Here is a 25,039-nt window from a genome sequence, read left to right on the forward strand (position 1 = left end):
GCCGCCGCATTTTCGTTTGTAGCCGTCGTGACCCGCACGTGGCGCTCTCGCGTAGGTCGACCGTCCACAAAGACCGCGCTCGATTTACCACTGCGCTCCTGCGCGACCCGGACGATCGAACACAGGTCATTGTCTATCGCATCGAGACAGCCTCCTCAACCCAGCGCTGCGTCTGCTGTTCGACGACTCCCACGCTCGAAAGTCATTGGGCAAGCAACAAGCGTCACGATGCACCAGCCCACAACCCAGCAAGGAGTGTTGAACATCTCGCGCGGGGCATAGCGACGCTGTGGCGCGTTCTCGTTCATCAACGTCAGCTATACGGCGCGCAGAAGTACCATTCCTCACCCGATTATCTCCGTTGGCCAGGCTCTGCGCTTTTCCTGGCCGGGAGTTTATAAGACCTTCTAACGGTCGATCACCGAATCGCCTGACAACGTTGTCAGGCGAAGATTTTCAGATATAATACTAAAATGAATGCGATTCCGACACCAGGCCGAACTCCTATTGCTACCGTCCCGGAAGTGGATGGCATTGACTTTCCAGCTCAGGTGGCGTCAGAGACGCGAAAACTGATCAATAGGGGAACGCTCGCGCCCGGCTTTCAACTGCGACAGTCGGACCTCGCGGAACGTTTCGGCATCAGCCGTGTGCCGGTGCGTGAGGCATTGAAACTACTGGCGGCGGAAGGCATCATCGAACACGATCCGAATCGTGGATTTTTCGTCGCTCAGTTGTCGAGCGGTGAGGCCCGACAGTTGTATTGGATGCGCCAACTCCTCGAAGCAGAGTTGCTCATGACGGTTGAATGGCCCACATCCGCGCAGATCAGGGAATTCAAGGGCTTACTGTCCCGGCTTGAAGAATTGATTCAAGCCGGTAATCGTGAGGGGTGGATCGAATTACACCGCACACTTCACGATAAGATTTTCAACCTCTCGCCTAATAAAGTGATTAAACGGGAAGTCCTACGATTGTTGCGACTCACCGATCGTTATCGGGCGCTGGCTGCCGATATTTCAGCGCATCCGCAAAATCGTAACGCTAATATCGAAGCAAAACTCGTGAACGCTTTGGAAAGCAAAGACCGGGAATTGCTGCTCTCAACTTATGAGAAAGGGCGAACGGTGGTTCTTGACGGGTTGATGATAGTGCTTGCGGCCCGGGAATAAACGAAAAAAACGGCACCGTGAGTGATCTGCTGTCGGAATCCTGAACAGAAAAGGGCTTTTCTTCATTTTGCCAACGAGAGATACTCGGAAGTTCGAATCTTGATATATAAGACCAAAATGTATTTCGTTTTGGTGGGGAGTAGATGGTCACCGCACTTCGCGAAACGGACACCGTTGATTTTCCGGCTCACGTGGCCGCAGAGACGCGCAAGCTGATTAATCGAGGGGTGTTAGCACCGGGCCTCCAACTGCGGCAGTCGGAACTTGCTGATCGATTCGGGATCAGCCGCGTTCCGATCCGGGAAGCACTGAAGCTCTTGGCGGCAGAAGGCATCATTGAGCACGATCCGAATCGTGGATTCTTTGTCGCACAGTTGTCAAGTGATGAGGCCCGACAACTATATCGGATGCGTCAACTGCTTGAGGCAGAACTGCTGAGCACGATCGAGTGGCCTACGCCCGAGCAGCTGACGCTGCTCAAGCGAATGCTTACAGATCTCACGGAGTTGCTGGCGGCGGGTAATCGCGATGGCTGGATCGAAAAGCACCGTGCTTTCCACGACACGATTTTCGAACTGTCTCCACACAAGGTGATCAAGCTAGAAATCCTGCGTTTGATGCGTTTGTCGGATCGCTATCGTGCGCTGGCCGCGGATGTCTCGGCAAGTCCGGAACATCGCCGGGCAGAGATATCGAAGCGCGATTGGTGCAGGCACTGGAAAGTCGGGACAGAGTTCATCTGCTTGCAGCCTATGATCAAGGGCGTTCAGTGGTTTTGGAAGGACTGGTGAGGGTGCTGGCCGCTAGAGGGGCCTAAAAACGAAAGGAGGGCCGCAATCTGTGCCCCCTTACGCTCATTTGATTGGAACGTCGTGTACAGGAGGTGTTCGGCCCCACGGTACCTTGCCGCTGGACACGATGTTGGCATTCATGGTGGCTTCATGGCGTTGTCAGCACCATCCGTGCGGTGATACGCGCTCACCGCCCAGTCCCGCGATTTTCAGTAGTGCGGCAAGCGGATACCGAGTCCGCAGCCCTTCACGATTTGCGTGTTTTTCTTTTGTGCTGTTTGGTTTTTCCCCTGGACAGCGCATCGAGCTTTTTCAGATACGCCGCCTCCATCCGCAGATACACGAGTTCCCTGAGTTGTTCTTCGCGTGATCGCGTATCGGCAGCTTTCTCTTCAACAGGCAGGTCACGCCGGGTCTTGGGCATTTTTTGGACGCCATCGTCGGCGGGGCATCAGAGCATCTGCAGCGCCCTCATCATATAGGCGCACCCATTGCGAGACCCTGGCAGGATCGTGGATGTCCTACAGAGCCGTGACTTCGCGCAGGGAAAGTCCCTCACGCGACGTGAGCCTGAGCACCTTCGGCCCGCGAAGTGAACGTCGTATCGACTGCGCTTAGGGCATAGCGTTGCGTCGCCGTGCAAACGATAGGCATCAACCCAGCGACGCAACATCGAGTAGCCGATCTCGTGGCGGGCTGCCAATACTGGCCGCCCAACTCCCCCCGCGCAAATGCGTGTTGCTTAACTTCAGTTTGAACCGCTTATCGTACTTCGCCATGAAAGACACCCCAAAGGTTGGATCCGTGTCGAACTGAGCTAACGTCAAGAGTGGTGTATGAACATTTTGATGGCGGTCGATTTCAAGCGGCGAGTTTCTGCTGAACCGGTCGATCGTCTTGCACCGGTTCGCCGTCCTTGAAGGCCACACCCTCGAGCAACAGCTTGATCTTTTCCGGGCCGTTGATACGGCGCCAAGTTTTCTCGGCTTCCTCAATCAGCTTGAATGCCAGGCCGAGGAAGGTAGGTCGCGACACGCAGTTACGCGTACGTGTCGTACGGTGGCGCACCGTCGCGAACGTCGATTCAATCGCGTTGGTGGTACGCAGATGCTGCCAATGTTCGGCGGGGAACTCGTAGAAGGCCAGCAAGCTCTCTCGGTCCTTCTTCAGCGTCTCCGCCGCCTTCGGATATTTGGCCGCATAGATCGACACGAAACGATCGAACGCGGCATGGGCTTCGGCACGCGTCGCGGCCATCCAGATCGATTGCATGTCGGCCTTCGCGCGCGCCTGCTGCGACTTGGGCAGCGCGTTGAGCACGTTGCCCATCTTGTGAAACCAACAGCGCTGACCACGCGTTGTCGGAAACACTTCCTCCAGCGCCGCCCAGAAGCCCATCGCGCCGTCGCCGACCGCCAGCCGTGGACCCGCCTTCAGACCGCGCTTTTTCAGGTCGAGCAACAGTTCCAGCCACGATGCTTTCGTCTCGCGATACCCATCGCCGATCGCCACGCGCTCTTTGCTCCCATCCGGCCTCACGCCGATGATCACGAGCAAGCATTGACCGTCCGAGTTCTCGCTGCGCAGCCCGGTGTGAATGCCGTCCACCCACCAGTACACATAGTGTGATTCCGACAAGTCCCGCTTGCTCCAGGCCGCATGATCTTCAGCCCATTGCGCCTTCAGCCGACTCACCACGTTGGCCGACAAGCCCTTGGCGTCATCGCCCACGAGCACCTTTAACGCTTCGCCCATGTCGCCCGTCGAAATACCCTTCAGATACAGCCACGGCAGGGCTGCGCTTACGCGGGGCGACTTCCTCACGTACGGCGGCACGATCGTCGAGTTGAACTTCACGCCGAATCCTGATCGATCACGCACCTTCGGTACCTTCACCTGAATCGGCCCGGCCGCCGTCAACACATCGCGTTCCGGCAAGTAGCCGTTGCGGACCACCGCGCGCTGTCCATGCATGGTCTTGACGTTCGCGAACCGCTCCATCAGCTCTGCCAGCTCCGCTTCAATCGCTTGTTGAATCACTTGCCGTGCCCCTTGACGAACCAAATCGTCCAGCCCCAGGCCGGCGCCCAATAGACCGACAACTGCTTTTTCCGTATCCTTGCTCATGGTGGATGGTTTGTTGTTTGCTGGTTTCCGACTTCGACAATCAGATTCTCAGCTGAAACCTCCACCGCCTTCAACTTCCCGCCTCAACTCCCCCGTACACCAGATTCGACTTTAGCTCTGTCGAACTTTTGGGATGCAGTTAATTAACATCGGGGGCTTTTTCTCGGTTCTGTTGCAATAAGTTGTCCGCAGTACCGCAGTCTTCGTCGATATCAAGGAAACCATCCCTCATCGATGGCTTTTTTGTGCCTGGAGACTCTGATTTAGATGGCGCGTGCGATCTTGAAGTTAGTAACCAGTGTCTGTAGGCGCTCTGCTTCTGCATGAACGCCACGGGCTGCAGCAGCGGCCTCTTCGACCAAGGCTGCGTTGTGCTGGGTCACTGTATCGATTTCGCCGATCGCCTTATTTATCTCCATGATGCCGCGGTGGCCGTCATCGGATGCGTGGGTGATCTCCTCCATCAGAGTCGAGACCCGGGTGAACTCACTCACCACGTCGTTGATTTTGGACCCGGCATCGTTCACCAGTTGAGATCCTTGGACAACGCGGGTGACCGAATTGCTGACCAATTCCTTGATCTCTTTGGCCGCCGTTGCCGAGCGTTGAGCCAGCGTGCGGACTTCCTGGGCCACGACGGCGAAGCCACGGCCTTCGTTGCCAGCACGTGCGGCTTCGACCGCCGCGTTAAGGGCTAGGATATTGGTCTGAAAAGCGATGCCCTCGATAGTCGCAATGATGTCGGCGACTTTCCTCGATTGATCGGCAATGCCGCTCATGGTGGTCACAACGTGTTTCATGACCTCTCCACCGCTGTTTGCCAGATCGGACGTAGTCTGTGCGAGTTTGAGGCCTTGTTTGGCATTCGCCGCGTTGTTCTGCACCGTCGCCGTCAACTGCTGGATCGAAGCTACCGTCTGCTCGAGAGACGCCGCCTGTTCCCCGGTGCGCTGGCTCAGATTCTCGTTCCCCGCGGCGATTTCGGTTGCGCCGGTCAATACCGCCTCACTGCCGGACCGGACCTGCTTTACGATATCCACGAGACTCTCATTCATGCTGCGAAGCGCGCGCATCAATTGGCCAAGTTCAGTATCGGAATGTACCCTGACTTCTGACGTCAAATCCCCTGACGCAACTGCCTCAGCAATCTTTACGGCGTCATTCAACGGGAAGACGATCGACGTCGCAACCGTGTTGCAGACATATACCGTAGCAACGATAGCGATACATATTACGGTGAACGTCAGCATCAAGGCCACATCATAGTCATGAATGGCCTTTTCCGCAGCCTGATCTGCCTGCTTCTGAATGAAGTCCATATGGGCGGTGAGCGTCTCCTCCGTGGATTTGAAAACAGCAAAGATCTTGGTGTTGGCGAGCACACGCTCGGTAGCAAGATCCGGATTATCAGACATTGCAAGCGTGTAGAGTTGAGATAACGTCAAGTCTGGTGTATGGGCCGTTGATAGCCGGCGACGTCAAGCGGCGAGTTTCTGCTGACCCGGTTGATCGTCTTGCACCGGTTCGCCGTCCCTGAAGGCAATACCCTCCAGCAACAGCTTGATCTGTTCGGGGCCGTTAATGCGGCGCCAGGTTTTCTCGGCTTCCTCGATCAGCTTGAATGCCAGGCCGAGGAAGGTTGGTCGCGACACGCAGTTGCGCGTCCGCGTAGTGCGGTGACGCACGGTCGCGAACGTCGACTCGATCGCATTCGTGGTGCGCAAATGCTGCCAGTGCTCGGCCGGGAAGTCGTAAAACGCCAGCAGGCTCTCACGGTCCTTCTTCAGAGTTTCGGTCGCCTTCGGATATTTCGCCGCGTAGACCGTTACGAAACGATCGAACGCAGCGTACGCGTCCGCACGCGTAGCGGCCATCCAGATCGCCTGCAGGTCTGCCTTCGCGCGTCCCTGTTGCGACTTCGGCAGCGCGTTGAGCACGTTGCCCATCTTGTGGAACCAGCAGCGCTGGCCGCGTGTCGCAGGAAACACTTCTTCCAGCGCAGCCCAGAAGCCCATCGCCCCATCGCCGACTGCCAGCAGCGGACCGGCCTGCAAGCCGCGCGCCTTCAGCTCCAGTAGCAGCTCCTGCCAGGACGCCTTCGACTCGCGATACCCGTCGCCGATTGCCACACGCTCCTTGCGTCCATCGGGCCTCACTCCGATGATCACGAGCAGGCACTGGCCGTCAGAGTTCTCGCTTCGCAGCCCGGTGTGAATGCCGTCAACCCACCAATACACGTAGCGCGACTTTGATAGGTCCCGTCGACTCCAGCTGGCGTGCTCGTCGGCCCATTGCGCTTTCAGCCGACTCACCACATTGGCCGACAAGCCTTTGGCGTCATCTCCCAGCAGCACGCTCAGCGCCTCGCTCATATCGCCCGTCGAGATGCCCTTCAGATACAGCCACGGCAGCGCGGCACTCACGCGCGGCGACTTCCTCACGTACGGCGGCACAATCGATGAATTGAACTTCACACCTGATCCTGATCGATCGCGAACCTTCGGGACCTTCACCGCAATGGGGCCGGCCGCCGTCAGCACTTCGCGCTCCGGCAGATAGCCATTGCGCACCACGGCACGCTGTCCGTGCAAGGTCTTGACGTTCTCGAACCGCTCCAGGAGCGCCGACAGCTCTGCTTCGATTGCCTGCTGGATCACCTGCCGCGCTCCCTGCCGGACCAGTTCGTCCAGACCCAGACCGGTTGCCGATAGACCGACGACTTCTTTTTCCGTAAACTTGCTCATGGTGGATGGTTTGTTGGTTGCTGGTTTCCGACTTCGACAATCAGATTCTCAGCTGAAACCTCCACCGCCTTCAATCTCCCGCCTCAATCCCCCCGTACACCAGTTCTGACTTTATCTCTGTAGAGTTCTTTGTTGATCATCGCGTACGCAGCGATTGCTTTCTTATCGTTCTCGAAATACTGACGATCCTCGCCCGGGCGCGTGTGTTTCTCATAGCGATCGACACTCTTTCTCAGCTGATTCAAGGCTTCGGCTCGAATCGCAGCATTGGTATCTTTGGCATTCTTGGTATCAGACAAGACAAGACCCAGCGTGGAACGACGATCTGTACTGAGCGCCAGACGAAGATCCGCAATCGTTTTGACTGACTCCATCCAATTCTGTTTGATGTCCATTAGATGTGATTGAATCTGATGCGCCTGGAAGAGCGCAAATCCCGCGGCACTGCATAGCAGCACGATAACGATTGCGAAACTTGCAAACAGCCGGTTGCGTATTTTGAGATTGCAAAGAAGCATGAGCATGTTTTATTGCCTACATTAATTGTATACTTTGTATTTCGGCATGAGCCCTATGAGTATGGATAGGTGACAACGTTAATTGTGTAATCTGGCCTGATGCGTTATAGCCGCGCCCCGCAAGATCGATAACCGCCCTGTACGCGTGCGCACTGGAAACTCTGAACTCGAGCAGGACCAGCGTGCCGCGCATGCGGCATCCGGACAGTCGCGTCGACTGGGCGAAAGCAGTGCATGGCGCGCAATGCTGGCGTTTGTTCAGACCGTTGCTCGCGGCCGCGGCGGCGAGAAGACGTCGTGGGTAAAGGGCAACGCAAAGACGCGCTGGATTAGATCATCCGCTGGCCACGTTTTAGGGCGGAGAAGGGAGGTTGCCGTTCACGCCGGTGCGCCAACGACGCTGGAGGGTCTTGGACTGCCCGTCACGGCAAATCTCGAGACATCGATTGAGCCGTGGGCTGGGGAATTAGCAAGCAGGCGCTTAAGCAACGCAATAAAAATATCGGCTTTATCCTCGGTTAAGAGGCCAATCAATTTATTGTCAGCTGCGCCGAGAATGGCTGTAATGTTCGCAGCCATCGCAACTCCGCTTCCCGTAAGCTGAACACACCAGCAGCGACAGTCGTTTGGATGCCGAGACCTCATTACAACTCCAGCATCCATGAGACGCGGAATGATTCTGGATAGCGCCCCCATATCGAAATGCAGCCGGTGCGCGAGTTGAACCTGCGTCATGAATTGGTGCCCAGCCAGGCATGCGACGACCTTCGCCTGTGCAAACGAAATCCCAAGCGATGACTTCAAATGTTGATCAGCAGACTCGGAGATCGCTTTGTCAATCTCAACAATACGGGTGAGCCAACTTAAAGCCGGGACTTCCGCCTCATAACCTAGGTGTAGCCCCTCCTCGCTCTTCATTTCTTGCTGCTTTTCCTGCAAAGGTGGTCGGAACCAGTGGTTGGGCGTGCTCTATACGTCCTAAAACCACCTCGTACTATGGTTGATCATTCGCTCCTGCGCTGCTACTGCTTGCCCGGCGCACCGAATTGCTCTCATCCGCGGGTCGAACGTTTCCGAAGACGTTGGACTTTATTATAGCATTCAAATGTGAATATTATCATTACTTCGGACGAGGGGAAATCGGGGCACTTTCTGAGCTTGACGGGGCGGACTTTCCTACCCAAATCGCAGCGGAAAGGCAAAACTGATCAATCGAGGCACGCTGGCACTGAGTTCGAATTGCGCCGCGCTAACCTTGGCGACCGCTTGGAACGGACGGATGGCAGTATTTGCGGCCCCCGGTGCATAACCCAAGAAGGCCACGACAGCGATGACGAAAACATGATCATCGCTGCCGTTCCTCAATGAAGCATCAGAATCGATGCATCATGCCAAGCTGGAAAACAGTCTGGATATTGCCGCTTGCCACGATGTTCCCGATTTCTGCAGCGTATGCGCCGTTGGTGCGTTGATATACGCCGGCGGCATAGACCGCGGTGCGTCTCGACAACGTGTACGTCAACTGCAACGCGGCCTGGTTGATCACCACGTTCTTCAGCAACGCGTTACCATTTTCGTAGGTATAAGCGCCGCCGAGGTTCCAAGCCGGTGAGAAGTCATATCCGACGCCACCAGCCAGGGCGTAAATCTTGGCCCCCGTATGAGTGTTGCGCGCGTCGCTATACATCCCTGAGACAGTGAAATGGCCGAACTTCGTCCTTGCTCCGGCGACCAGGTTGGCGATGCCACTATGTCCATTGTTGACCGGCGCATAGTTCTGCTCAGTGTAAACAACAGCAGCACGCGTTTCACCATTCCGGAAGCTGATCGCCGCGCTTTTTCCGGCCCCGTTGTTGAAGTCGCCCGCTGTGCCGCCGAAGCTATACATGACGCCAGCCGACAGCCCGGCATATTCCTCCGACACAACCTTGATGGCATTCGCCATCCGCTTGCCGCCGACACGATCCCAGTTGATGGCCGCTAATCCAGAAATCTGGCCGTTCGTCGTGATAGGCGCGAACGGGCCGCCCGAGACGGCGCCAGCAATCTGCGCCGGCCCTGAAACGCCGAGCAGGTCGGCACCGAAGCTACCGGTCCGGAAGTTGAGCATACCGCCAGCGATGCCCGTTGCCGGATCGATACCACCGATCAGGTAGTAGTCGAAGGCGAAGTCGTTTTGGCGCCCGAGGCGGAAGCTGCCAATCCCTGCTTGACTGAGTCCGACCCACGACGAGTTCTCGAACATCGCGCCGCGGGACTGCGGATCAAGTCCCCCTGTGCTCAGGCTGATCATCGAGTCGAGGCTGAAGTTTGCGCGCAGGCCCCCTCCCATGTCCTCGCTCCCGCGGAAGAAAAACTTGGTGGGAAAGATGGCGGAATCCTGCATTTGATACAAACGGGCCCCACCTGAATCACGATAGGTGGCGACACCTTCGTCAAGAAATCCCCCAAGCATGACGCTACTTTGCGCACGGGCGGCCGTAACGCTCATGCAAACTGATGCACATGCAAGCGGCACCGCGGCCCACCGGTGTTTCCTCCACGTCCCCTGGTGTTTCATACATTCTCCTGATTGTTATATGTGGTCTCTGAAACCGACTGCTATTGAATTAGAAACGCGAGTACGTCAATTTGTTACGCTGGTCCGTTGCCCTCCTGGAAATGTGCAGCATCCAATGCGACGTCGGGACCCGGCGGGACGCCCGAAGCAATTCTTGAATGGCGAGCGCCTGGGGCGGTGCCAGTTGCCCGTAGGCACCGACCAAATAGAGAAAGGGGCCGGCGTCGGCCCAGTTGTCGACCACCCCTAGTAGCCATGAGCTTGCCCACACAGTCTTCCGACTTCCCACGGCCATCAATCACCTTCTAATCCGTCACTCCGTGAGAGTCCGTGGATCAGCCTTCAGCATCATGTTCGGCTTCGGATTCGCATGATCTCGATAACGCTTTTCTAATGCATCCTGATACCACCTAATGCGCACCAATAATGCCGATCGCAACCGCCGCCCCGACGGAAACGTAAGCAGCAACCGACGTCTTGATTGCCAATCCGGCGGTCGATACCGCGCTAATCGCACCGACATGGGAGAGAGTCACCATTTATCCCACACTGGATCCCCGGAACGGGTTGGATAGATATGGGTCGACAGAGGATATTCGCCAAGCTGTATGCCTGCGATCGAAATGCCCTTCAGTATCATCCTCGCGATCAAAGCCACGTTTTCGGCCGTCGTAATTGCCCCGCCACCATGACCCGGTGACAAAAGAAGAAGAAGCGCGCTCGCAGCCGTGACCCCGCGGACCGCGAAGAGCCGCGTGTCACGAAGATACGTGGCGGAAAGCAGGGCGCGCATGCCAAAGTCTTCCACTGGAAGCGCGCGCCTAAAAGCAGGCAAAATAGAATTCGTTGTCCTCAGTCAAAATAGTATTTATAGCGGCCTACAATGTCAATGAGCCATATTCTGGTGAAAACCCTTGGCTTCCCCAACTGGCGCAATTTGCCATTCAATGGTGGCGGTTCGCGACTATTGAGTTGCGCGTTATAACCTTGCGCACGTATCACGACCTTGTGCTGTGATGCCGCGCGATGTCGCAGCAGCTAAGGCCTTTTTCACCAAGGCAATCAAGCATCAGGGCGACCACGGGAGACGGCCACGCCATATGGGTATGCAGCGTCGCACCGGGCTGGGCGTGAGATGAAGTCCTATGGACTGCTTCCAAGGATACGAAGGTGCGCTCCTCGAAGTACCTCAATAACCTGATCGAACAAGACCATCGTCACATCAAGTCCAGGGCGAATGTGATGCGCGGGCTCAAGAGGTTCATAAATGCCCAGACTACGATTTCAGGCATCGAGTTGATGCATCGCATTCGCAAGGGGCAGTTTGACCTGTCCGCTCTTGCGCTTGAGGACATCACTGCCCCTCCGTCTGGAATGCCGTCATTTTCAATTGATAAGGCATCCATATCTCAAGGCATAACGGACCCACTATCCACTACCTATTTGCACCAGATCCTCCTCGATCACCAGAGCACATTCGATGCGTTTGTCTGGCAGTTTGACTGCCTCAAGCTGCAACGGATCATTCCGATACGAGGCGGGTGGTCACTCTCGGTACACATTCCGCAAGCTCCCCAGTAAAGCCAGCGACCTGCGTAGTGGTCGGCTTCCGCGCGAAGGCGCTTGCCGATTAAAGTCCCGGCTTCTGATGTGTCACGCGACTCCGGTCACGGCGTGCCGGAGATAGCGGTTCGACCAAAGGGCGCAAGCCCCGTCGGCTGGACGGCGTAAGCCCCGATTTTCTCATCCCTTGCCGAGCGGCGGCCGACTTGGGAACCCCGCCAGGTTGCTCAACTGGACTAGCTCATTGGCCGCCTCGCCCAGCAGTACCGAATACTCGTGTATTTTTCCCACGGTCAGCCGTCCTCTCGGACCGGCCGGGCTGATGACGCCAACGCAGCGCGAGCCGCACGGGCGTGGTAACCGCCGACATGCGCGGCGCGAACACCTCGTCGATCATCGCATAGCCACGGAGCCGTGCAGCGTGCAGAAAACCGAGCAGCGCCCTGAGCGTCGTCGGCGCATTGGGTCCGAATTCATTCGGCTGTCCGAAGCCCTGTTTCAAGACCAGCGCGGCCGCCTGTTCATCGGTCATCGTCATGAGCCATGCGTGTCCGGTCGACGTGCATGAAAGTCGTGCTGCCTGGCCCACGTCGGGATCGTAGCAAAAGGCCGTCCGCTGCCCGTCCGCCTTCCCCACCCAGATGATCGCTATCATCGCGTCCGCGCATTTGACGATGTTGGCGATGACGTCGATCGTCCAGATAGACTCGCCGCCGAAGCTCGCGATTGTCTCGTCCTGCATGGCCATCGCGAGCGCGAGCAGCGGAAGCATAGGCCAGAGGTGCCGATGCATGCCATGCTTGCGCGTGTCAGTCGGCCGGGCCGAGGTAACCCTGGAACCCCGAGCGCAGTTCTGCTCTCTTTGCGAGCTTCACCGCCCGCTTGACCAGCGACGCGTATACGGCGTCGCTCTTGGGTACAGGCAGAGGCAATTGCGCTTCCGCTTCGACTATGGAGTACTGCTGCCGCTCGCCGAAAAAGTCGGCGATACCATCGAAGCGTGCATCCGACAGCACCGGATCGTGCTGCGCGCCGTTTCATGTACCGGAGAAGCATTCATTCGCAAACGCGGGAGATGCGCGACGCGCATCCACGGTGTACGCCGAACAGCTTATTGACCGCAGCGCGCTCGGCCAGTTGACGCCGCTCGAGCAATGACCCTAAGCGATCTTCCTTACACGATCAAAGTCGGAGAACCGCGCCCGGGCATGGTTACGAATCGTCGGTAACTGCATGCCATCACGCATCGGCCTCCTACCTCAAGCCCGTTCCGAACCGATTGAGCAGTACCAACGCACAGCACACCCGGTCAAATTAAACTTAGTTACCGCGTAAATAATCTGGAAAGTCTGCGGAGCTTCAATCACTACGTGGTCTACCAATGCCATAGCTGCGCATTCTGTTGCGTTCGGAACGTAATCCTTATTTAGAACCTTTTGACAAGCAACACGTAGCTTCGCGCATGCCCCCCGCGTCACAATGGTTGTCGCCTGGATAAAATTGGAATCTGGGGGCGATAAAGAGAGAACAAGTTGGCGCGTTACGGAAAGACATTCAAGGACAGGGCAGTGGCGCGGTTGCTGCCGCCGGAGAGCGCATCAGTGGAAGAGGTTGCGCGAGAGATCGGTGTGGGCGCGCAGACGCTGGAGCGCTGGCGCAGTGATGCGCTGTCCATGCCCGCTCGCGAGCGGGCATGGACAGCGGCCGCGCGTTTCGAAGCGGTGTTGAGCACGGCAGCGATGGACGAGACGGCCCGCAATGCGTGGTGCCGCGAGCATGGCGTGTATCCGCAGGAACTGGCGCAGTGGCGGCAAGCGGCCACGCAGGCGCTGGCCGAGCCCGAAGAGGCCCGTGCGAGTCCACAGCAGACGAAGCAGGACCAGCGTCGCATCAAGGAACTGGAACGCGAACTGCGGCGCAAGGAGAAAGCACTGGCCGAGGCAGCCGCATTGCTGGTTCTTTCAAAAAAACTCGGGGCGATCTTCAACACGGACAAGGGCGAGGACGAATGATCGGCCTCGAAGATCGCCAGTTCCTGGCCCGGGAAATCGATTCGGCAAGACTGGCTGGCGCACGGTTGCGCCTGGCCTGCGAGGTGGCCGGAATCGACGTGCGTACCCTGCAGCGCTGGAGGGCCAATCAAGGGCTCGTCACTGGCGACGCCAGGCCCGGCGCGATGCGCCTGCTGCCCGCGCACACCCTGAGCCCGCAGGAGCGGGAAAACGTGCTGCGCGTAGCCAGCGAGCCGCGCTTTGCCGACATGCCACCGGCGCGCATCGTGCCGATGCTGGCTGACGAAGGCGTGTATATCGCCAGCGAATCGACCTTTGCACGCGTGCTGCGCGAGCATGGGCAGATGAGGCGCCGTGGCCGTGCCAGAACTCCTTCGAGCGGCCGGCCGCCGACCACGCACGTTGCAACCGCGCCGCGCCAGGTGTGGTGCTGGGACATGACCTATTTGCCGGCAACGGTCACAGGGCGATGGTTCCACCTGTACCTGATTCTGGACCTGTACAGCCGCAAGATTGTCGGCTGGGAGGTGCACGACAGCGACGCGGCCGAACACGCTGCTCATCTCGTACGTCGTACGGCGCTCTCCGAAGGCATTGCCGCCCTTGAGGCCCGGCCGGTGCTGCACGGCGATAACGGGGCGACGCTGAAGGCCACTACCGTGCTGGCGATGCTGCACTGGCTGGGCATCAAGCCGTCGTACTCGCGCCCCCGGGTCAGCGACGACAACGCCTATGCCGAGGCGCTGTTCCGAACCGCGAAGTACCGGCCGGAGTTTCCGGTCACAGGCTTCGAGGACCTGAACGCTGCTCGCACCTGGGCTGCCGGCTTCGTGCAGTGGTACAACTTCGAGCATCGTCATAGTGGCATCCGCTACGTGACGCCTGCGCAGCGTCACGCCGGTGACGATCGTGCGCTTCTCGCCGCTCGGCATGCACTGTACGAGAGGGCCCGCGAGCGCAATCCGGCCCGCTGGTCGCGCCACACGCGCAACTGGACACCGGTTGGTGCCGTGACGCTTAACCCCGAACGCGACTCAGTCGTCGAGATGGCGTCGATCAGCGCAAATAAACAGCCTCTGGCTGCATGAGTGAGGCGACAACTTGCTTGACGCGCGCCGCATGTAGGCGATGCGGTCGGAAGTGTTCGATTCATCTTCGACACTGATTGCCCGTGGTAAGAGGCGGCACCCCAAAAAGGAAAGTAACCATCTCGAATGGCAACGTGACGGCGACGGCCGACGGCCGATGGCAGCTCACCTTCAGCCGTGACCGTCTACGGTCACCCGAGCCGCAGTGGCGTCACGCAACGGTCATCCAGCGGACCGCGCTTCTACACCCTTCCCTGCTATTTACTCGAGCGGCGCGACAGAGGCACCTGCAATACGGTGGCGTTCAAGCGCTTGCGCGACGAAACCGTTTCGTTTCATGTCCTCAACGAACTCACGCAACATCTTCGCAGCCATTTCGCGCCGACTCCTGGCGACATCCATCGCCTGCCGGATGACCATGAAGGGCACTGTCAGGTTGGTGGGGAGGCGGCGGTAGAATGAAGTGATGAAAGAAACGAAATCGCCTTATCACGGCCACCGCTTCCCTGCGGTCATCATCAGTTGCGCGGTTCGCTGGTATTTCCGGTTCAGCCTGAGCTTGCGCGACATCGAGGAGTTGATGCTCGAGCGTGGTGTCGTGGTCACGTACGAAACGATCCGTTGCTGGTGCGACAAGTTCGGCGCTCGATTCGCCCAGTGCGCGAAAGCGGCGCGGCGCAAGCCGGGCAGCACCTGGCATCTGGACGAGCTGTTCGTGACGCTGCGCGGCGAGCCGTATCTGTTGTGGCGTGCAGTGGACGAGCATGGCGCCGATCTCGATGTGCTGGTGCAAAAGCGGCGCAACAAGGCCGCGGCAAAGCGCTTCTTCAAGCGCCTGCTGCGTTCAAACCCGGCGCGGCGCCGGATCGTTACCGACCAGCTTCGCAGCTATCCGGCGGCGAAGGCTGAGATTCCCGAGCTCGCTCATGTGAAGCACGTTTTCGTCAAAGCAGCTGCATGCGTGAACAACCGCGCCGAGAACAGCCACCAGCCGACCCGCAGGCGCGAACGCCAGATGTGCGGCTTTCGCGATCCCGTCGCACGCAGACATTTCTCTCATGCTTCGGCCCGATCGGGCAGCACTTCGCGTTGCCCGGACATCGGATGACCGCGGCCTGTCATCGTGCCGTACTCAGAGAACGCTTCGCCGCATGGCATGCTTGGACTGTCTCTGCCGCAGTCGAGAAAATTATTTGATAAGGATAACTACTCTTGAGCGACACAGGTCAGTCTGTGCCCGCCAAGCTGACAAGAGCCCTACTTCGCGGCCGCTGTATTACGGTCCTCGACGACCGGCCCTGCCTCGATTATGCGTACAGCAGGAATTTTGATAATTTCCTGCTTGTACGCGGGGTTGTATGCCTCGAACACGAAATTACTGACAGGCCCGATTTAGGCTACCCAAACAGACGCTCCAAAGCCATCTCTGGCAACGCCGCAGCAGGAGGAAAGACCTTCCAGCATCCGTCGTCGTGCCGAAAGAAAAACAGTGCGAGTCTTTCGCTGCCGTGTACGGTCTCGACGCACACGAAACGCCCTTTGCCCGAGCGCGGACGGCCCAGTGCCGTCACCCTTGCGCTCTCTGGAGGTTGCAACCCGAGCCACTTTTCAACTACGAAACGTAAAGATTGCTCTCCGGTCTTCATCACTTTATCCTCTCTGTCCCGCGAAAAGGCGCCTGTCGATGCACTGTGCCGATGTTGGGTGCCCGTGCGATGCGTATGCCAGTGCTCCAGCGCAAACCATCGACAAGCGTGCTATTTCCACATTCTCTGAACCAAGAATTGACGGACGGAAAGGCGGATGATCGCCCGTCGAGGTGATCGTGTCGAGCGACCAACCAAAAGACCCGGATCCACGTCGTCGGCAAACCGTATCGTGTCGGTGCCGCATCATCTTGAGCCGCCTGCTACTGCATCAGCCCCGGGTCATACCTCTATGCGCTTACCGATCGCTGGTCACGTATGAGGTTTGCAACAAAAACCAGCTAAGCCACACCCAACCCGAAGTAGTCGAAATTGCGCAGCGGACGGTAATCGGCATACCCCAAACCCGTCGAGCCAATATACGCCGCCACGGTGAGCAACAAACAGATTCCTGCTGCTATCCAGGTATCCTTCTTCATATCAGCCTCAACGGTTATGCGTCGCCTTGATGTGGTGATGACAGCGCACGTTTCGCTGTTGAACTGTTGGGTTCGCTCCGGAAAGACCTTTTCCGGCCGTTCCAAAGCCACATCGGTTCGAGTTTGAGTCGAAACACCGCCGCCATGTATCCGCTGTAGGCCAGCAGGAGCATGCCGTTCATAAACAATTCCTGCGGCCCGGTAAAGAGCTGGCGCGGCGTGGCGACAATGTACGTGTTGAGCCAGAAGATCGTTACGGTGGTTGGCATCTCGCGGATTAGCGCGAGCAGTACGCCCCGGTTCGTCAAGAGCATCAGCCCGTAAAAGAACTCCATTTACTTGACCGCTGGATACATATGAATTGTTGTGGCCGCCGCAACGTAAGCTCCGCCGATACCGGGGATTTCCGGCACCTAACCGCTCAGGATGTATCGATCCCCGAGTAGAAAAGATGAACTCCGGAAGCAGAGCCGCAACCACATGACGACGTACTTCCATGGTGATGCGTTGGCGCAATTCATTCAAGTCTCCTAATCTAAATGCTCGCGATCGATTTGCGCGGCCATCCGGCCACAGCATTTGCATTTACCGTGACAGCCAGCGCTACTCCAGCGCTTGGTGTGACGCAAACTGCGCTATCGGCTGACTGTAAAACCTGCCAAATATTATTTAATTCAGTATTCACCATATTATGCGACATGACCACGAGACACAAGGGTTGCGATTGGCGGGTATACCCGAGATGGTTCGAGAACGTGCTTCAACTCATACGGCGTCTGAACGACCGAGGCCGCATGTTCAACGTCACATTCTGGGTGAGGGTTTCCCCGCCCCGCTTTTCACGTCCGAGCGCGCTTAGAGACCGCGCTTCGAGGGAAGCAATCAGATTTGCTTTTCCCGCCACCAGTCGCAGTCATGATCCGGGGGTGTTGTCACCGGGTCTGGTGGGTGGCTGGTGATCGCTAATAGGGGCTCAATCAGGATATCTTGAGGCCGTCCGTAACGTGGATACCAAGACCTGCAACGCCTTCGATGCAAGAAAACTAACAACATGACTCCAGTCGACGTATTCGTCGGCGTCGATGTCGGCAATGGCCGCCATCACGCCGTCGCTCTCGATCGGACCGGAAAGCACCTGTACAACAAAGTGCTGCCCAACAATGAGGCCAAACTGCGTGCCCTGATCACCGAGCTCAAGACGCATGACCAACTTCTGTTCGTCGTCGACCAGCCCCGCCACGATTGGCGCGTTGCCCGTGGCAGTCGCCCGTGATGAAGGCGTCCTGGTCGCCTATCTGCCGGGTCTGGCCATGCGCCGCATCGCCGATCTGCATGCAGGCGAAGCCAAGACCGACGCCCGCGATGCCGCCATCATTGCAGAAGCCGCGCGCTCGATGCCGCATACGCTGCGCTCGCGTCGAGTGGCTGATGAGCAACTTGCCGAACTCACCATGCTATGCGGCGTCGGTGGCGATCTCGCCGCGCAGATCACATAGACCAGCAATCGCATTCGCGGCCTGCTTACCCAGATCCATCCCGCACTGGAACGGGTTCTGGGGCCGCGCCTCGACCATCCGGCCGTGCTCGATCTGCTTGCGCGGTACCCGTCGCCCGCCGAGCTTGCCGCGACCAGCGAGAAAACACTCGCCAACCGCCTCACCAAACTTGCACCTCGCATGGGCAAAAGCCTTGCTGCCGAAATCGTTCAGGCGCTCAGCGAACAGGCTGTGGTCGTACCTGGTACGCAGGCAGCAACCATCGTCATGCCGCGTCTGGCCCAGCAGCTCGCGTCTTTGCGCAAACAACGCGACGAGGTTGCCAGCGAAGTTGAACGCCTGGTGCACGCGCACCCTGTTTGGCCGGTCCTGACCAGCATGACGGGAGTGGGCCGTCAGGACCGCCGCCAGACTCCTCGCGGAAGTCGCCCACAAAGCCTTCGCTTCAGCTGCGCATCTCGCCGCCTACGCCGGCCTCGCCCCGGTCACCCGACGCTCAGGCTCGTCTACCATCGGCGGATTTCTGGACGAGAGCATCGCGGGTTATCGGGATGCGAATGGCTCTCGCCTGATCCAGATGCAGGACTCTGCGATCTTTCCGACGAAGTTCTTCTTTCGCGGCACGAGGACCTCGGCGGTGGGCTCAGCGCCAATTTCAGCCTGGACTCCCTGATCAGCCTGAGCACCGGCAACCTTGACCCGCAGTCGCGCGGGGCGCTATTCGAAAACTCCGCTTCGGTCGGGATGCGCCAGACAGGGCTGGGCTTTTTCCGGTTGGGGCGACAGAATGATTTTGCCTTCGACTACTTTCTGATCGGCGGCATTGATCCCGCAACGGGAGCAGCACGAGGCATGCTGAACTTTCGCACCGGAAGCTACGGCGCCGACCTGCTCTGTGTCGCGGGTCCCGCGCAGATCGGCGCGGTGGCCGCAGTCGGCCCGTACCCGCCCATCATCAACAACGGCGTGCCCACGGGCCTGGGGCGATCAACTGGGACCGTGTGAGCGGCAAGCGCATGTCCAATGCGGTCAAGCTGACTTCGCCCCGGCATGGAATCTTGGTGCAGCCCACACCGATTCGGAACGACAATGCCTTTTTGAAGAATGTCGCAATCAACCAAGCGGCGGTCCAGCTCACCCACGCGCTATCCAAAACCACTGCAGTCCACCTGGCCGGTGTGTTTCAGCGTACGAACGTAATCGGCAATTCACCGACGTCCTTGCGATGTCAGGCGATCTGATGCAAGGGCGAGCGCAGCGGATTGCCGGCGAAGAGCGATTTCCACATCCGCGGCGTGAGTTCATGCACGCGCGATGCCGGATGCTGGCCCACGCGCTGCAGCACGTCGACCAGATAATCGTAGGGATCGATGTCGTGTAGCTTGCACGTCACGAGGAGGCTTTGCGCGATACCGATCTGCCTGGCACCGAGTTCGGTCCAGCAGAACATCCCGTTTCCGATTGCTCTTCTCTAGCTGATGCCGTCATCGCCTGCTCCTGATCGAATTGAACGAAGAGCATTGTGCGATCGCCTCTACGCGAGATCTATAACGCCCATGGCTTACCGCTTACCTACGAACGGCGCTTACCCTGCCGAAATTGGCACCGCGGCGGCGGGCAAGATCCAGTCGGTCCCCGCTGCCGGAATGCAGTTGCGGTTCTAGAAGCAGCGAAACGGGCGCGCCGCGGACCAGCCTGATCCCGGCGGCCCCTTAATGAACATTCCTAAACGCCGCGCGCAGCCAAAACCGCCATCAAGCCTTGGAGCACGATGGCGCGGCCCTTGTCGTAGGTGCTCAGGAGCAGTTTGCGATCTTTCGCCGACAATGCCTTGAGAAGCTGTTCCTCGATTCGCGCGTCGAGGTGCGTACCTTGGCGCGTGATGTCCGCCGCCAACGAGCGATACCGATCGGTCAGGCGCATCAGCCGCAAAGCTTCACGCTTTAGGATCTTGTTTTCTGACAGATCGAAGATCGCGTCGTGAAACGCCCGGTGGCGCTCAATCCAGGCGTCGCGCGAGCCGCTTGCCAGTAACTGGTTGAGCTCGGCCACCATCGCCTTGAGGCTCTTCAACTGGGGCGGGTTGGGCCAGACAATGGTGGCGAGCAACTCGGATTCAAGCAGATGGCGCATCCGATAGAGTTGACGTGCCTCGTCACTGGACAAGGGTGCCACGAAAAACCCACGATTCGGGTCGTGTTCGATGATGCCCTCAGCTGCCAGAAGCTTGAGCGCTTCGCGCACTGGCACGCGACTGATGCCAAAACGCTCGGCCAGATCGGACTGGCGAAGCTGCAAGCCCGGCGCGAGTGTTCCGCGATTGATCAGTTTGCGCATCTCCGACGCGATCTGGGACGGGAAGTCGACCCCATCAAGTTCTGTAATTGTCACGATGACCGCCCAAGAGTTGTATTCAATCCGAAATTATATCCTGATTGTCGACGGCGCAAGGCGTCCGAGCCCTTCCTGATTGGGCCGCCCGGGGGCGCTACATTTATTTATTACCGGCCGAGGACCGTGGTGCCACGAGGCGGGAGTACATCAAGCCTCGCTCGTCAACGAAGCTTGATCGCCCACTGCGCATGACCGCAAACGATGCACCAATGCAGTTGCGCATCGCATCGATGTCGAGGTCGCCCGGGCTCTCGAGGGCACGGCTATAGCCGAATGCCCGATGACGAGTTCCGCATTTCCCAACGGGGTTCAGAACCGCATCTGCATGCCGATGCCGATAGCGGACACATGTTCATCGTACGTGGTGGGCGCGGGCAAGCCGCCGGGTGGGAAGATGGTCTGCTTCGCGACTCCGCGATTCCAGAGCTTCTTATAGAAGCCATAGAGCGAAGTGGTCTTCGAAAGATAATAGGTATAGCTGACTGCGAATGAGCGCACGCTCCAGTTTTGCGAGCGGACCTGGTTCTCGTCGCTCAGCCCGCCGTACGCAAAGCCGAACATACCCACGGCCCCTGTCGGCACCGTGAAGCCCGCTTGCCATGCCTTGTCGGTAAATCCAGGATTGTTTCGCCGCAACTGATACGTGCCGTAGAGGGAAAGCCAGTCGAACCGGTATTTGACGCCAAACGCATGTTCCAGGGTATTGGCGTCGCCACCTGGCGCCACGGTGAGACTGCGGCCCAGTCCGTAGCTGGCGACCAGACCGCCATTCGTATACCACAGCGTGCCGATCTGATACTTCGTATTCGTGGCGGCGCCCTGGTTTGAGCCAAACGAGTAGCCCAAGGTCGCGCTGAGGCCATGCCAGGTGGGCGAGCTGTATTGCAGCGCATTGTCCTGGCGGGCGGGATCCTGCAGCGGGTTGAAGATCCACGGTCGCGGTTCCTCGCCGGTCATCGACCCCAGGACCGATCCTGCAGACATCAAGATCGGGTCGAACGTCGTGCCCCATACGTAGCCTGCCGTCTGCAAGCGCCCCCCCACGAGCGTTCCCCACTGGCTGTCGATGCCGACATACGCCTGGCGGCCAAACTCCCGACCGCCCTGCCCGAGCGTTCCATTGTTAATGTTGAAGCCGCTTTCAAGAACTGCAATTGCAGTCACGCCGCCGCCAAGATCCTCCTTGGCGCGAATGCCCCATCGTGATCCGCCCAGTCCGCCCGAATTGAGGCTGCTCACGCTTGTGGCGGAGTTCTTGAAGTAACCGTAAAACACGTCAGCAACGCCGTAAAGCGTGACGCTCGACTGAGCGTGCGCTACGCATGGCAGCAAGACACCCAGCATGCATCCAGCAATTCTTTTGTGCACTTCCGTCTCCTGTCTTTTGATCTCTGGGTTGCAGGTACCTTTCATTCCTTGCGAAATCCTTCTGGTGTCGATTTCAGTCTGTCGCCGCAACTCCGTGCCGATACTTGCTTTCAATCGCCATCGCACGGCGGCATTGACGGCGATCAGCTATGCACTCGTCTATGCGGGTTTCGGCGTCGAGGCCGTGCGTGGCGCGCCGCCGCGAGCAATGGCGCTGCGATGGTGCGTCCACCTCGTTCTTCGACACGACGCTTGGCGTGACAAGCCGCTTCTTGGCTTGCTGACCGGACATGCGGGAATTGGGCCAGGATTCTTGGCGGGTGCGGCGTCGGTCACTTGCTCAACGGCGGGCGCCTTGGCGTTGAATTCCATGCGACGAGAAATGCCGCCCGCATCCTCTGCGCAACCGTTGGCCGGGATCGCGCAGTACGACGAAGACTAAAGACAAGCCACTCCGTGAGGTTGAGGGACGACAACCCCACCACCACTAGGCTTAACACCTCGTGGACCACGCCATCAAGACGCATGCCCGCGTCGATGTCATGCTCAACTATACGAAACTCACGCCTCGCTCGCTCGACGCTTGACCGCTTGCACGTAGGGGAGTGCGATCGCATGGTCGACGTCAACATTAAGGGCGAGTTGTACGGCATCGTCGCTGCGTTGGAGTTGACGATGGTGGCTAATAAAGCACACGTCATCAACGTCTTGTCGGCGACCGGACATAAGTTCGGTCCATGCATTGGACCGACATACAAGAAGGTCCGCCAGAATCCGGCTATGACTTGATGTCGTTGTGTGGATCTTGCAAAAACAAAATGCGGTTAGGCCCAGACTCTGCGGGGTTTGCCGCCGTTTCTGGCGGAGAGGGAGTGATCGAACAGCGCTGCGCTCTGCGGAGTGATAAACCTATAGGAGCCTAATCGATGTTTCGATCTGAGCAGCGATCCACCACCTTGCAGTGTCCTTTTCGACGCATAAGCTGCAATCGCATCCGCTCATAGAGATTCCCCCAGGCTGTTATCGATAGGCCGTACTAGTATCCAACGCGCATTCCTGGTTTTCCTAAGCGAATGAACTGCTGCTCCGCCCGCCCTACAGTTGGACCGCTGGCAGCCCCCAAGCCGTCAGAAATGGGGCTGCGTTACCAGTAAACAGGTTGTCGCGAGCACAGTTCGCGCACTGATATACGAGTCTCAATCTCGTGAGCAGCGAACGCGGCCGGCCCCTCGACGCGACCCAAAATTCCGCTTTGTTCCCGCGAGAGCCGTCCGTCCTGTGGGGGCAAACGTGGGGGCAAAATCGCCCCAAACGAAAAAGGCTCTCACAGCCGAAGCCATGAGAGCCTTATATCTATTGGTCGGGGCGAGAGGATTTGAACCTCCGACCACCTGCACCCCATGAAAGGAACAAATCTCCCCGATCTGAAGAGTCTGTTCGCCGTCGCGGCGTGCGGAGCCATCCGGCACGGAATAGCGTCCTGTGGGATCCAACATTTTTGCGTATACAGGTGCGTATATACGCCATAAATCAACAATTTTTTTAATTTAAAATCAAGCACTTGAACTTCACATTCGAGTCCTCTCCTGGCACCAGATTCAAAAGTAGAGCCGCCTTTTGGCGGCTCTCTTTTTTTGTAAGGCCTGGTAGTCGAAATCGTTGTTTGTGTTTCGATTGCCGGAGCAGCAGGACGGTGGTTCAGTAGCGATTGCATTACTTCGCTGCGCGTTCAACCGAGCGGACGAGAAAAGCAAGTTTGTTTGAAGCAGGAATGTTGGGAGCAAATAGAACTGTCCGGTTTTATAGCAAATGATTTGTCCGCTTTCCTGCGTGGGCGGCAAAGCGGCGCAGGGCATAGCCCGAAGCCGGTTTGCCGCCCACGCGGCCGTCTGGCGAACCCTCAGGCGGCCTGCTGAACCGGGTCAACCTGCAGTGTGCCCGCGGCATCATAACGTCCCAGACAGCGCGGACCGTAAAACACGGCAAGCGAGCCGTCCACGCAGCGATGCACACGCACCCGCCGCTTGACGTAATGGGGCCTCGAACCACCGGCCGGGATCTGCAGTGGCAGCCCCTCGAAGCTCACACAGTTGTCGTTGTTCACGGTGCGCTCGTGGTGCTCGCACAGGATGTCGGCCAGGCCATTGCCGATGTACGGCACGAAGGCGCTGCCTGACTCGGCTGCAGATACCGCGAACTCGGCGTTGTGGCGGGGAAGATAGACCTGTTCCAGATACACATTGGCCTGCTGCATGCTGGTGATGCCGGCTTTGGCGAGCTCGCGTGGCAGCCGCTCCTGGTGCGTGCCGAAGGCCCGCTCCGAACGCCCGCGCGCCTCGGGTGAGTACGCCGCGATGTGCTCGATGCCCAGCTGCGCCAGCGCCCGGCCGAACTGCGTCGGGTTGTTTCGGTCGACCTTGCCGCCAGCTTCAGGCGTATGGAAATAGTGGCTGCCGCGATCGGTGTACAGCGCACAGAACAGGCCGTGCTGCGCGATTGTCTGGCCCACGCCGTGGAAACTCGACGCCGTGCCTTCCTCGTCGCAGAAGAACATCGACAGGTGTTCGCCCGTCGCATCGTCCATTGTCACCACCAGATCCCAGTCGTGCCCGCTAACCCACTCGTGACGGCTCGCATCCTGATGTATCAGCATGCCCGCCAGCGGCGCTCGCTCGCGCTTCTTGCGGTGCTTGCCACGCGCCTTGGCCCGCTTGACTTCACCGGCCTGCTGCAACTGGTTCTTGACCCACGTGTAGCTGCGCTGGCCGCCATGCTCACGCCGGTACCAGCCATGGAAATGTCGAACGTTCCAGCCGGGGTAGTCGCGCCGGTAGAGCTCCACGAGCTTGACTACCTCATCGACGGGCGCCCGACGATGCGATATCTGGTCAAGCCGTTTGTCGATCAGCCCCTGCAGTCCGTCCGCCTCGTAGCGATCAATCTGTCGCCGCAGCGTGCGCTCGCAAACCCCCAGCAGGCGCGCCGCTTCCGCCTGCGTAAGTCGCCGATCCTGCCAGTCCGTGTACACCTCTTCGAATCTCATCTTCCGGGTTTCCTGTAACCAGCGTGCCCGGCTTACGG

22 protein-coding genes and 5 pseudogenes are annotated in these 25,039 nt (G+C 58.5%); 10 read left to right on the forward strand and 17 right to left on the reverse strand.

The window, feature by feature from the left end:
- Nucleotides 1-473: 473 nt before the first annotated feature.
- Together OKW35_RS38900 and OKW35_RS38905 are read left to right on the forward strand one after the other, a co-directional pair.
- Nucleotides 474-1,172, forward strand: a complete 699-nt coding sequence (locus tag OKW35_RS38900; RefSeq protein ID WP_184062844.1) for a GntR family transcriptional regulator — start codon at nt 474-476, stop codon at nt 1,170-1,172.
- A gap of 143 nt (nt 1,173-1,315) precedes the next feature.
- A pseudogene (locus OKW35_RS38905) lies at nt 1,316-1,989 on the forward strand (GntR family transcriptional regulator).
- Between the two features lie 221 nt (nt 1,990-2,210).
- Here the strand turns inward: OKW35_RS38905 and OKW35_RS38910 are convergent.
- The 8 genes from OKW35_RS38910 to OKW35_RS38945 all read right to left on the reverse strand — a co-directional run bounded on the left by OKW35_RS38910 (nt 2,211) and on the right by OKW35_RS38945 (nt 10,705).
- On the reverse strand, nt 2,211-2,387 hold the full coding sequence (locus OKW35_RS38910; RefSeq protein ID WP_429554842.1) for a hypothetical protein: 177 nt from the start codon (nt 2,385-2,387) through the stop codon (nt 2,211-2,213).
- A 437-nt stretch (nt 2,388-2,824) separates the two neighbouring features.
- Complete coding sequence (locus OKW35_RS38915) at nt 2,825-4,090, reverse strand: IS256 family transposase (protein WP_090812446.1); 1,266 nt, start codon at nt 4,088-4,090, stop codon at nt 2,825-2,827.
- Between the two features lie 263 nt (nt 4,091-4,353).
- A complete protein-coding gene (locus OKW35_RS38920; RefSeq protein WP_429554843.1) occupies nt 4,354-5,505 on the reverse strand; it encodes a methyl-accepting chemotaxis protein in 1,152 nt (383 codons plus the stop codon).
- A gap of 63 nt (nt 5,506-5,568) precedes the next feature.
- Complete coding sequence (locus OKW35_RS38925) at nt 5,569-6,834, reverse strand: IS256 family transposase (protein ID WP_429554844.1); 1,266 nt, start codon at nt 6,832-6,834, stop codon at nt 5,569-5,571.
- A gap of 83 nt (nt 6,835-6,917) precedes the next feature.
- Complete coding sequence (locus OKW35_RS38930) at nt 6,918-7,358, reverse strand: MCP four helix bundle domain-containing protein (RefSeq protein WP_429554845.1); 441 nt, start codon at nt 7,356-7,358, stop codon at nt 6,918-6,920.
- Between the two features lie 372 nt (nt 7,359-7,730).
- Nucleotides 7,731-8,270, reverse strand: a complete 540-nt coding sequence (locus OKW35_RS38935) for a MarR family winged helix-turn-helix transcriptional regulator (protein ID WP_429554846.1) — start codon at nt 8,268-8,270, stop codon at nt 7,731-7,733.
- A gap of 454 nt (nt 8,271-8,724) precedes the next feature.
- Entirely contained in the window at nt 8,725-9,912 is a 1,188-nt protein-coding gene (locus OKW35_RS38940) for a porin (RefSeq protein ID WP_429554847.1), read from the reverse strand.
- A 532-nt stretch (nt 9,913-10,444) separates the two neighbouring features.
- The gene (locus tag OKW35_RS38945; RefSeq protein WP_429355385.1) at nt 10,445-10,705 is read right to left on the reverse strand and encodes a hypothetical protein; all 261 of its coding nucleotides are present in this window, start codon (nt 10,703-10,705) and stop codon (nt 10,445-10,447) included.
- A 380-nt stretch (nt 10,706-11,085) separates the two neighbouring features.
- Here OKW35_RS38945 and OKW35_RS38950 point away from each other — a divergent pair.
- Nucleotides 11,086-11,306: pseudogene (locus OKW35_RS38950) on the forward strand (DDE-type integrase/transposase/recombinase); the annotation flags it as partial.
- Nucleotides 11,307-11,716: 410 nt separating this feature from the next.
- Here the strand turns inward: OKW35_RS38950 and OKW35_RS38955 are convergent.
- Nucleotides 11,717-12,223 carry an IclR family transcriptional regulator domain-containing protein gene (locus OKW35_RS38955; RefSeq protein ID WP_429554848.1) on the reverse strand — a complete coding sequence of 169 codons (507 nt, stop codon included), beginning with the start codon at nt 12,221-12,223 and terminating at the stop codon, nt 11,717-11,719.
- A gap of 61 nt (nt 12,224-12,284) precedes the next feature.
- On the reverse strand, nt 12,285-12,491 hold the full coding sequence (locus OKW35_RS38960; RefSeq protein WP_429554849.1) for a hypothetical protein: 207 nt from the start codon (nt 12,489-12,491) through the stop codon (nt 12,285-12,287).
- Between the two features lie 516 nt (nt 12,492-13,007).
- Here OKW35_RS38960 and OKW35_RS38965 point away from each other — a divergent pair.
- The 3 genes and pseudogenes from OKW35_RS38965 (at nt 13,008) to OKW35_RS38975 (ending at nt 15,772) form a co-directional block, all read left to right on the forward strand.
- A protein-coding gene (locus tag OKW35_RS38965) for an IS3 family transposase (protein WP_090812387.1) occupies nt 13,008-14,575 on the forward strand; the annotation gives its coding sequence in 2 pieces (ribosomal slippage) (nt 13,008-13,446 and nt 13,446-14,575; 1,569 coding nt in all).
- A 177-nt stretch (nt 14,576-14,752) separates the two neighbouring features.
- A complete protein-coding gene (locus tag OKW35_RS38970; protein ID WP_429554850.1) occupies nt 14,753-15,037 on the forward strand; it encodes a hypothetical protein in 285 nt (94 codons plus the stop codon).
- 4 nt (nt 15,038-15,041) lie between these two features.
- Nucleotides 15,042-15,772 (forward strand): annotated as a pseudogene (locus OKW35_RS38975) (IS6 family transposase).
- Between the two features lie 200 nt (nt 15,773-15,972).
- Here the strand turns inward: OKW35_RS38975 and OKW35_RS38980 are convergent.
- From OKW35_RS38980 to OKW35_RS38990, 3 genes are all read right to left on the reverse strand, one after another.
- The gene (locus tag OKW35_RS38980) at nt 15,973-16,221 is read right to left on the reverse strand and encodes a hypothetical protein (RefSeq protein ID WP_184062860.1); all 249 of its coding nucleotides are present in this window, start codon (nt 16,219-16,221) and stop codon (nt 15,973-15,975) included.
- 341 nt (nt 16,222-16,562) lie between these two features.
- Nucleotides 16,563-16,700 carry a hypothetical protein gene (locus OKW35_RS38985; RefSeq protein WP_429554851.1) on the reverse strand — a complete coding sequence of 46 codons (138 nt, stop codon included), beginning with the start codon at nt 16,698-16,700 and terminating at the stop codon, nt 16,563-16,565.
- Between the two features lie 14 nt (nt 16,701-16,714).
- On the reverse strand, nt 16,715-17,035 hold the full coding sequence (locus OKW35_RS38990; protein ID WP_429554852.1) for a hypothetical protein: 321 nt from the start codon (nt 17,033-17,035) through the stop codon (nt 16,715-16,717).
- 716 nt (nt 17,036-17,751) lie between these two features.
- Here OKW35_RS38990 and OKW35_RS38995 point away from each other — a divergent pair.
- Together OKW35_RS38995 and OKW35_RS39000 are read left to right on the forward strand one after the other, a co-directional pair.
- Nucleotides 17,752-18,713 (forward strand): annotated as a pseudogene (locus OKW35_RS38995) (IS110 family transposase); the annotation flags it as partial.
- Nucleotides 18,714-18,940: 227 nt separating this feature from the next.
- Nucleotides 18,941-19,201: a hypothetical protein gene (locus OKW35_RS39000; protein WP_260321315.1), complete on the forward strand. Its 261-nt coding sequence runs from the start codon at nt 18,941-18,943 to the stop codon at nt 19,199-19,201.
- 223 nt (nt 19,202-19,424) lie between these two features.
- On the opposite strand, the pseudogene OKW35_RS39005 reads toward OKW35_RS39000, so the two are convergent.
- From OKW35_RS39005 to OKW35_RS39015, 3 genes and pseudogenes are all read right to left on the reverse strand, one after another.
- Nucleotides 19,425-19,652, reverse strand: a pseudogene (locus OKW35_RS39005) (transposase domain-containing protein); the annotation flags it as partial.
- A 269-nt stretch (nt 19,653-19,921) separates the two neighbouring features.
- A complete protein-coding gene (locus tag OKW35_RS39010; RefSeq protein ID WP_184062864.1) occupies nt 19,922-20,587 on the reverse strand; it encodes a GntR family transcriptional regulator in 666 nt (221 codons plus the stop codon).
- 312 nt (nt 20,588-20,899) lie between these two features.
- On the reverse strand, nt 20,900-21,934 hold the full coding sequence (locus OKW35_RS39015) for a porin (protein ID WP_429554853.1): 1,035 nt from the start codon (nt 21,932-21,934) through the stop codon (nt 20,900-20,902).
- Between OKW35_RS39015 and OKW35_RS39020 the strand changes: the two genes are divergently transcribed.
- Together OKW35_RS39020 and OKW35_RS39025 are read left to right on the forward strand one after the other, a co-directional pair.
- Nucleotides 21,933-22,400 carry a hypothetical protein gene (locus OKW35_RS39020; RefSeq protein WP_429355378.1) on the forward strand — a complete coding sequence of 156 codons (468 nt, stop codon included), beginning with the start codon at nt 21,933-21,935 and terminating at the stop codon, nt 22,398-22,400. The genes OKW35_RS39015 and OKW35_RS39020 overlap by 2 nt on opposite strands.
- Nucleotides 22,401-22,573: 173 nt before the next feature.
- Nucleotides 22,574-22,747, forward strand: coding sequence for a hypothetical protein (locus OKW35_RS39025; RefSeq protein ID WP_184062866.1), 174 nt, complete (start codon nt 22,574-22,576; stop codon nt 22,745-22,747).
- A gap of 1,111 nt (nt 22,748-23,858) precedes the next feature.
- On the opposite strand, the gene OKW35_RS39030 is transcribed toward OKW35_RS39025, so the two are convergent.
- Nucleotides 23,859-24,986: an ISNCY family transposase gene (locus OKW35_RS39030; protein WP_429554854.1), complete on the reverse strand. Its 1,128-nt coding sequence runs from the start codon at nt 24,984-24,986 to the stop codon at nt 23,859-23,861.
- Nucleotides 24,987-25,039 lie beyond the last annotated feature (53 nt).

The organism is Paraburkholderia sp. MM5477-R1 (genome assembly GCF_050436385.1).
Classification (GTDB): Bacteria; Pseudomonadota; Gammaproteobacteria; order Burkholderiales; family Burkholderiaceae; genus Paraburkholderia; species Paraburkholderia tuberum.

Excerpts from the sequence above, each read along its gene's own strand:
- OKW35_RS38900 (WP_184062844.1), top strand. The coding sequence starts at position 474 with ATGAATGCGATTCCGACACCAGGCCGAACTCCTATTGCTACCGTCCCG.
- OKW35_RS38910 (WP_429554842.1), bottom strand. The coding sequence starts at position 2,387 with ATGCCCAAGACCCGGCGTGACCTGCCTGTTGAAGAGAAAGCTGCCGAT.
- OKW35_RS38915 (WP_090812446.1), bottom strand. The coding sequence starts at position 4,090 with ATGAGCAAGGATACGGAAAAAGCAGTTGTCGGTCTATTGGGCGCCGGC.
- OKW35_RS38920 (WP_429554843.1), bottom strand. The coding sequence starts at position 5,505 with ATGTCTGATAATCCGGATCTTGCTACCGAGCGTGTGCTCGCCAACACC.
- OKW35_RS38925 (WP_429554844.1), bottom strand. The coding sequence starts at position 6,834 with ATGAGCAAGTTTACGGAAAAAGAAGTCGTCGGTCTATCGGCAACCGGT.
- OKW35_RS38930 (WP_429554845.1), bottom strand. The coding sequence starts at position 7,358 with ATGCTCATGCTTCTTTGCAATCTCAAAATACGCAACCGGCTGTTTGCA.
- OKW35_RS38935 (WP_429554846.1), bottom strand. The coding sequence starts at position 8,270 with ATGAAGAGCGAGGAGGGGCTACACCTAGGTTATGAGGCGGAAGTCCCG.
- OKW35_RS38940 (WP_429554847.1), bottom strand. The coding sequence starts at position 9,912 with ATGAAACACCAGGGGACGTGGAGGAAACACCGGTGGGCCGCGGTGCCG.
- OKW35_RS38945 (WP_429355385.1), bottom strand. The coding sequence starts at position 10,705 with ATGCGCGCCCTGCTTTCCGCCACGTATCTTCGTGACACGCGGCTCTTC.
- OKW35_RS38955 (WP_429554848.1), bottom strand. The coding sequence starts at position 12,223 with ATGGCCATGCAGGACGAGACAATCGCGAGCTTCGGCGGCGAGTCTATC.
- OKW35_RS38980 (WP_184062860.1), bottom strand. The coding sequence starts at position 16,221 with ATGAAGACCGGAGAGCAATCTTTACGTTTCGTAGTTGAAAAGTGGCTC.
- OKW35_RS38985 (WP_429554851.1), bottom strand. The coding sequence starts at position 16,700 with ATGAAGAAGGATACCTGGATAGCAGCAGGAATCTGTTTGTTGCTCACC.
- OKW35_RS38990 (WP_429554852.1), bottom strand. The coding sequence starts at position 17,035 with ATGGAGTTCTTTTACGGGCTGATGCTCTTGACGAACCGGGGCGTACTG.
- OKW35_RS39000 (WP_260321315.1), top strand. The coding sequence starts at position 18,941 with ATGCGCCAGACAGGGCTGGGCTTTTTCCGGTTGGGGCGACAGAATGAT.
- OKW35_RS39020 (WP_429355378.1), top strand. The coding sequence starts at position 21,933 with ATGCATCCAGCAATTCTTTTGTGCACTTCCGTCTCCTGTCTTTTGATC.
- OKW35_RS39015 (WP_429554853.1), bottom strand. The coding sequence starts at position 21,934 with ATGCTGGGTGTCTTGCTGCCATGCGTAGCGCACGCTCAGTCGAGCGTC.
- OKW35_RS39025 (WP_184062866.1), top strand. The coding sequence starts at position 22,574 with ATGGTCGACGTCAACATTAAGGGCGAGTTGTACGGCATCGTCGCTGCG.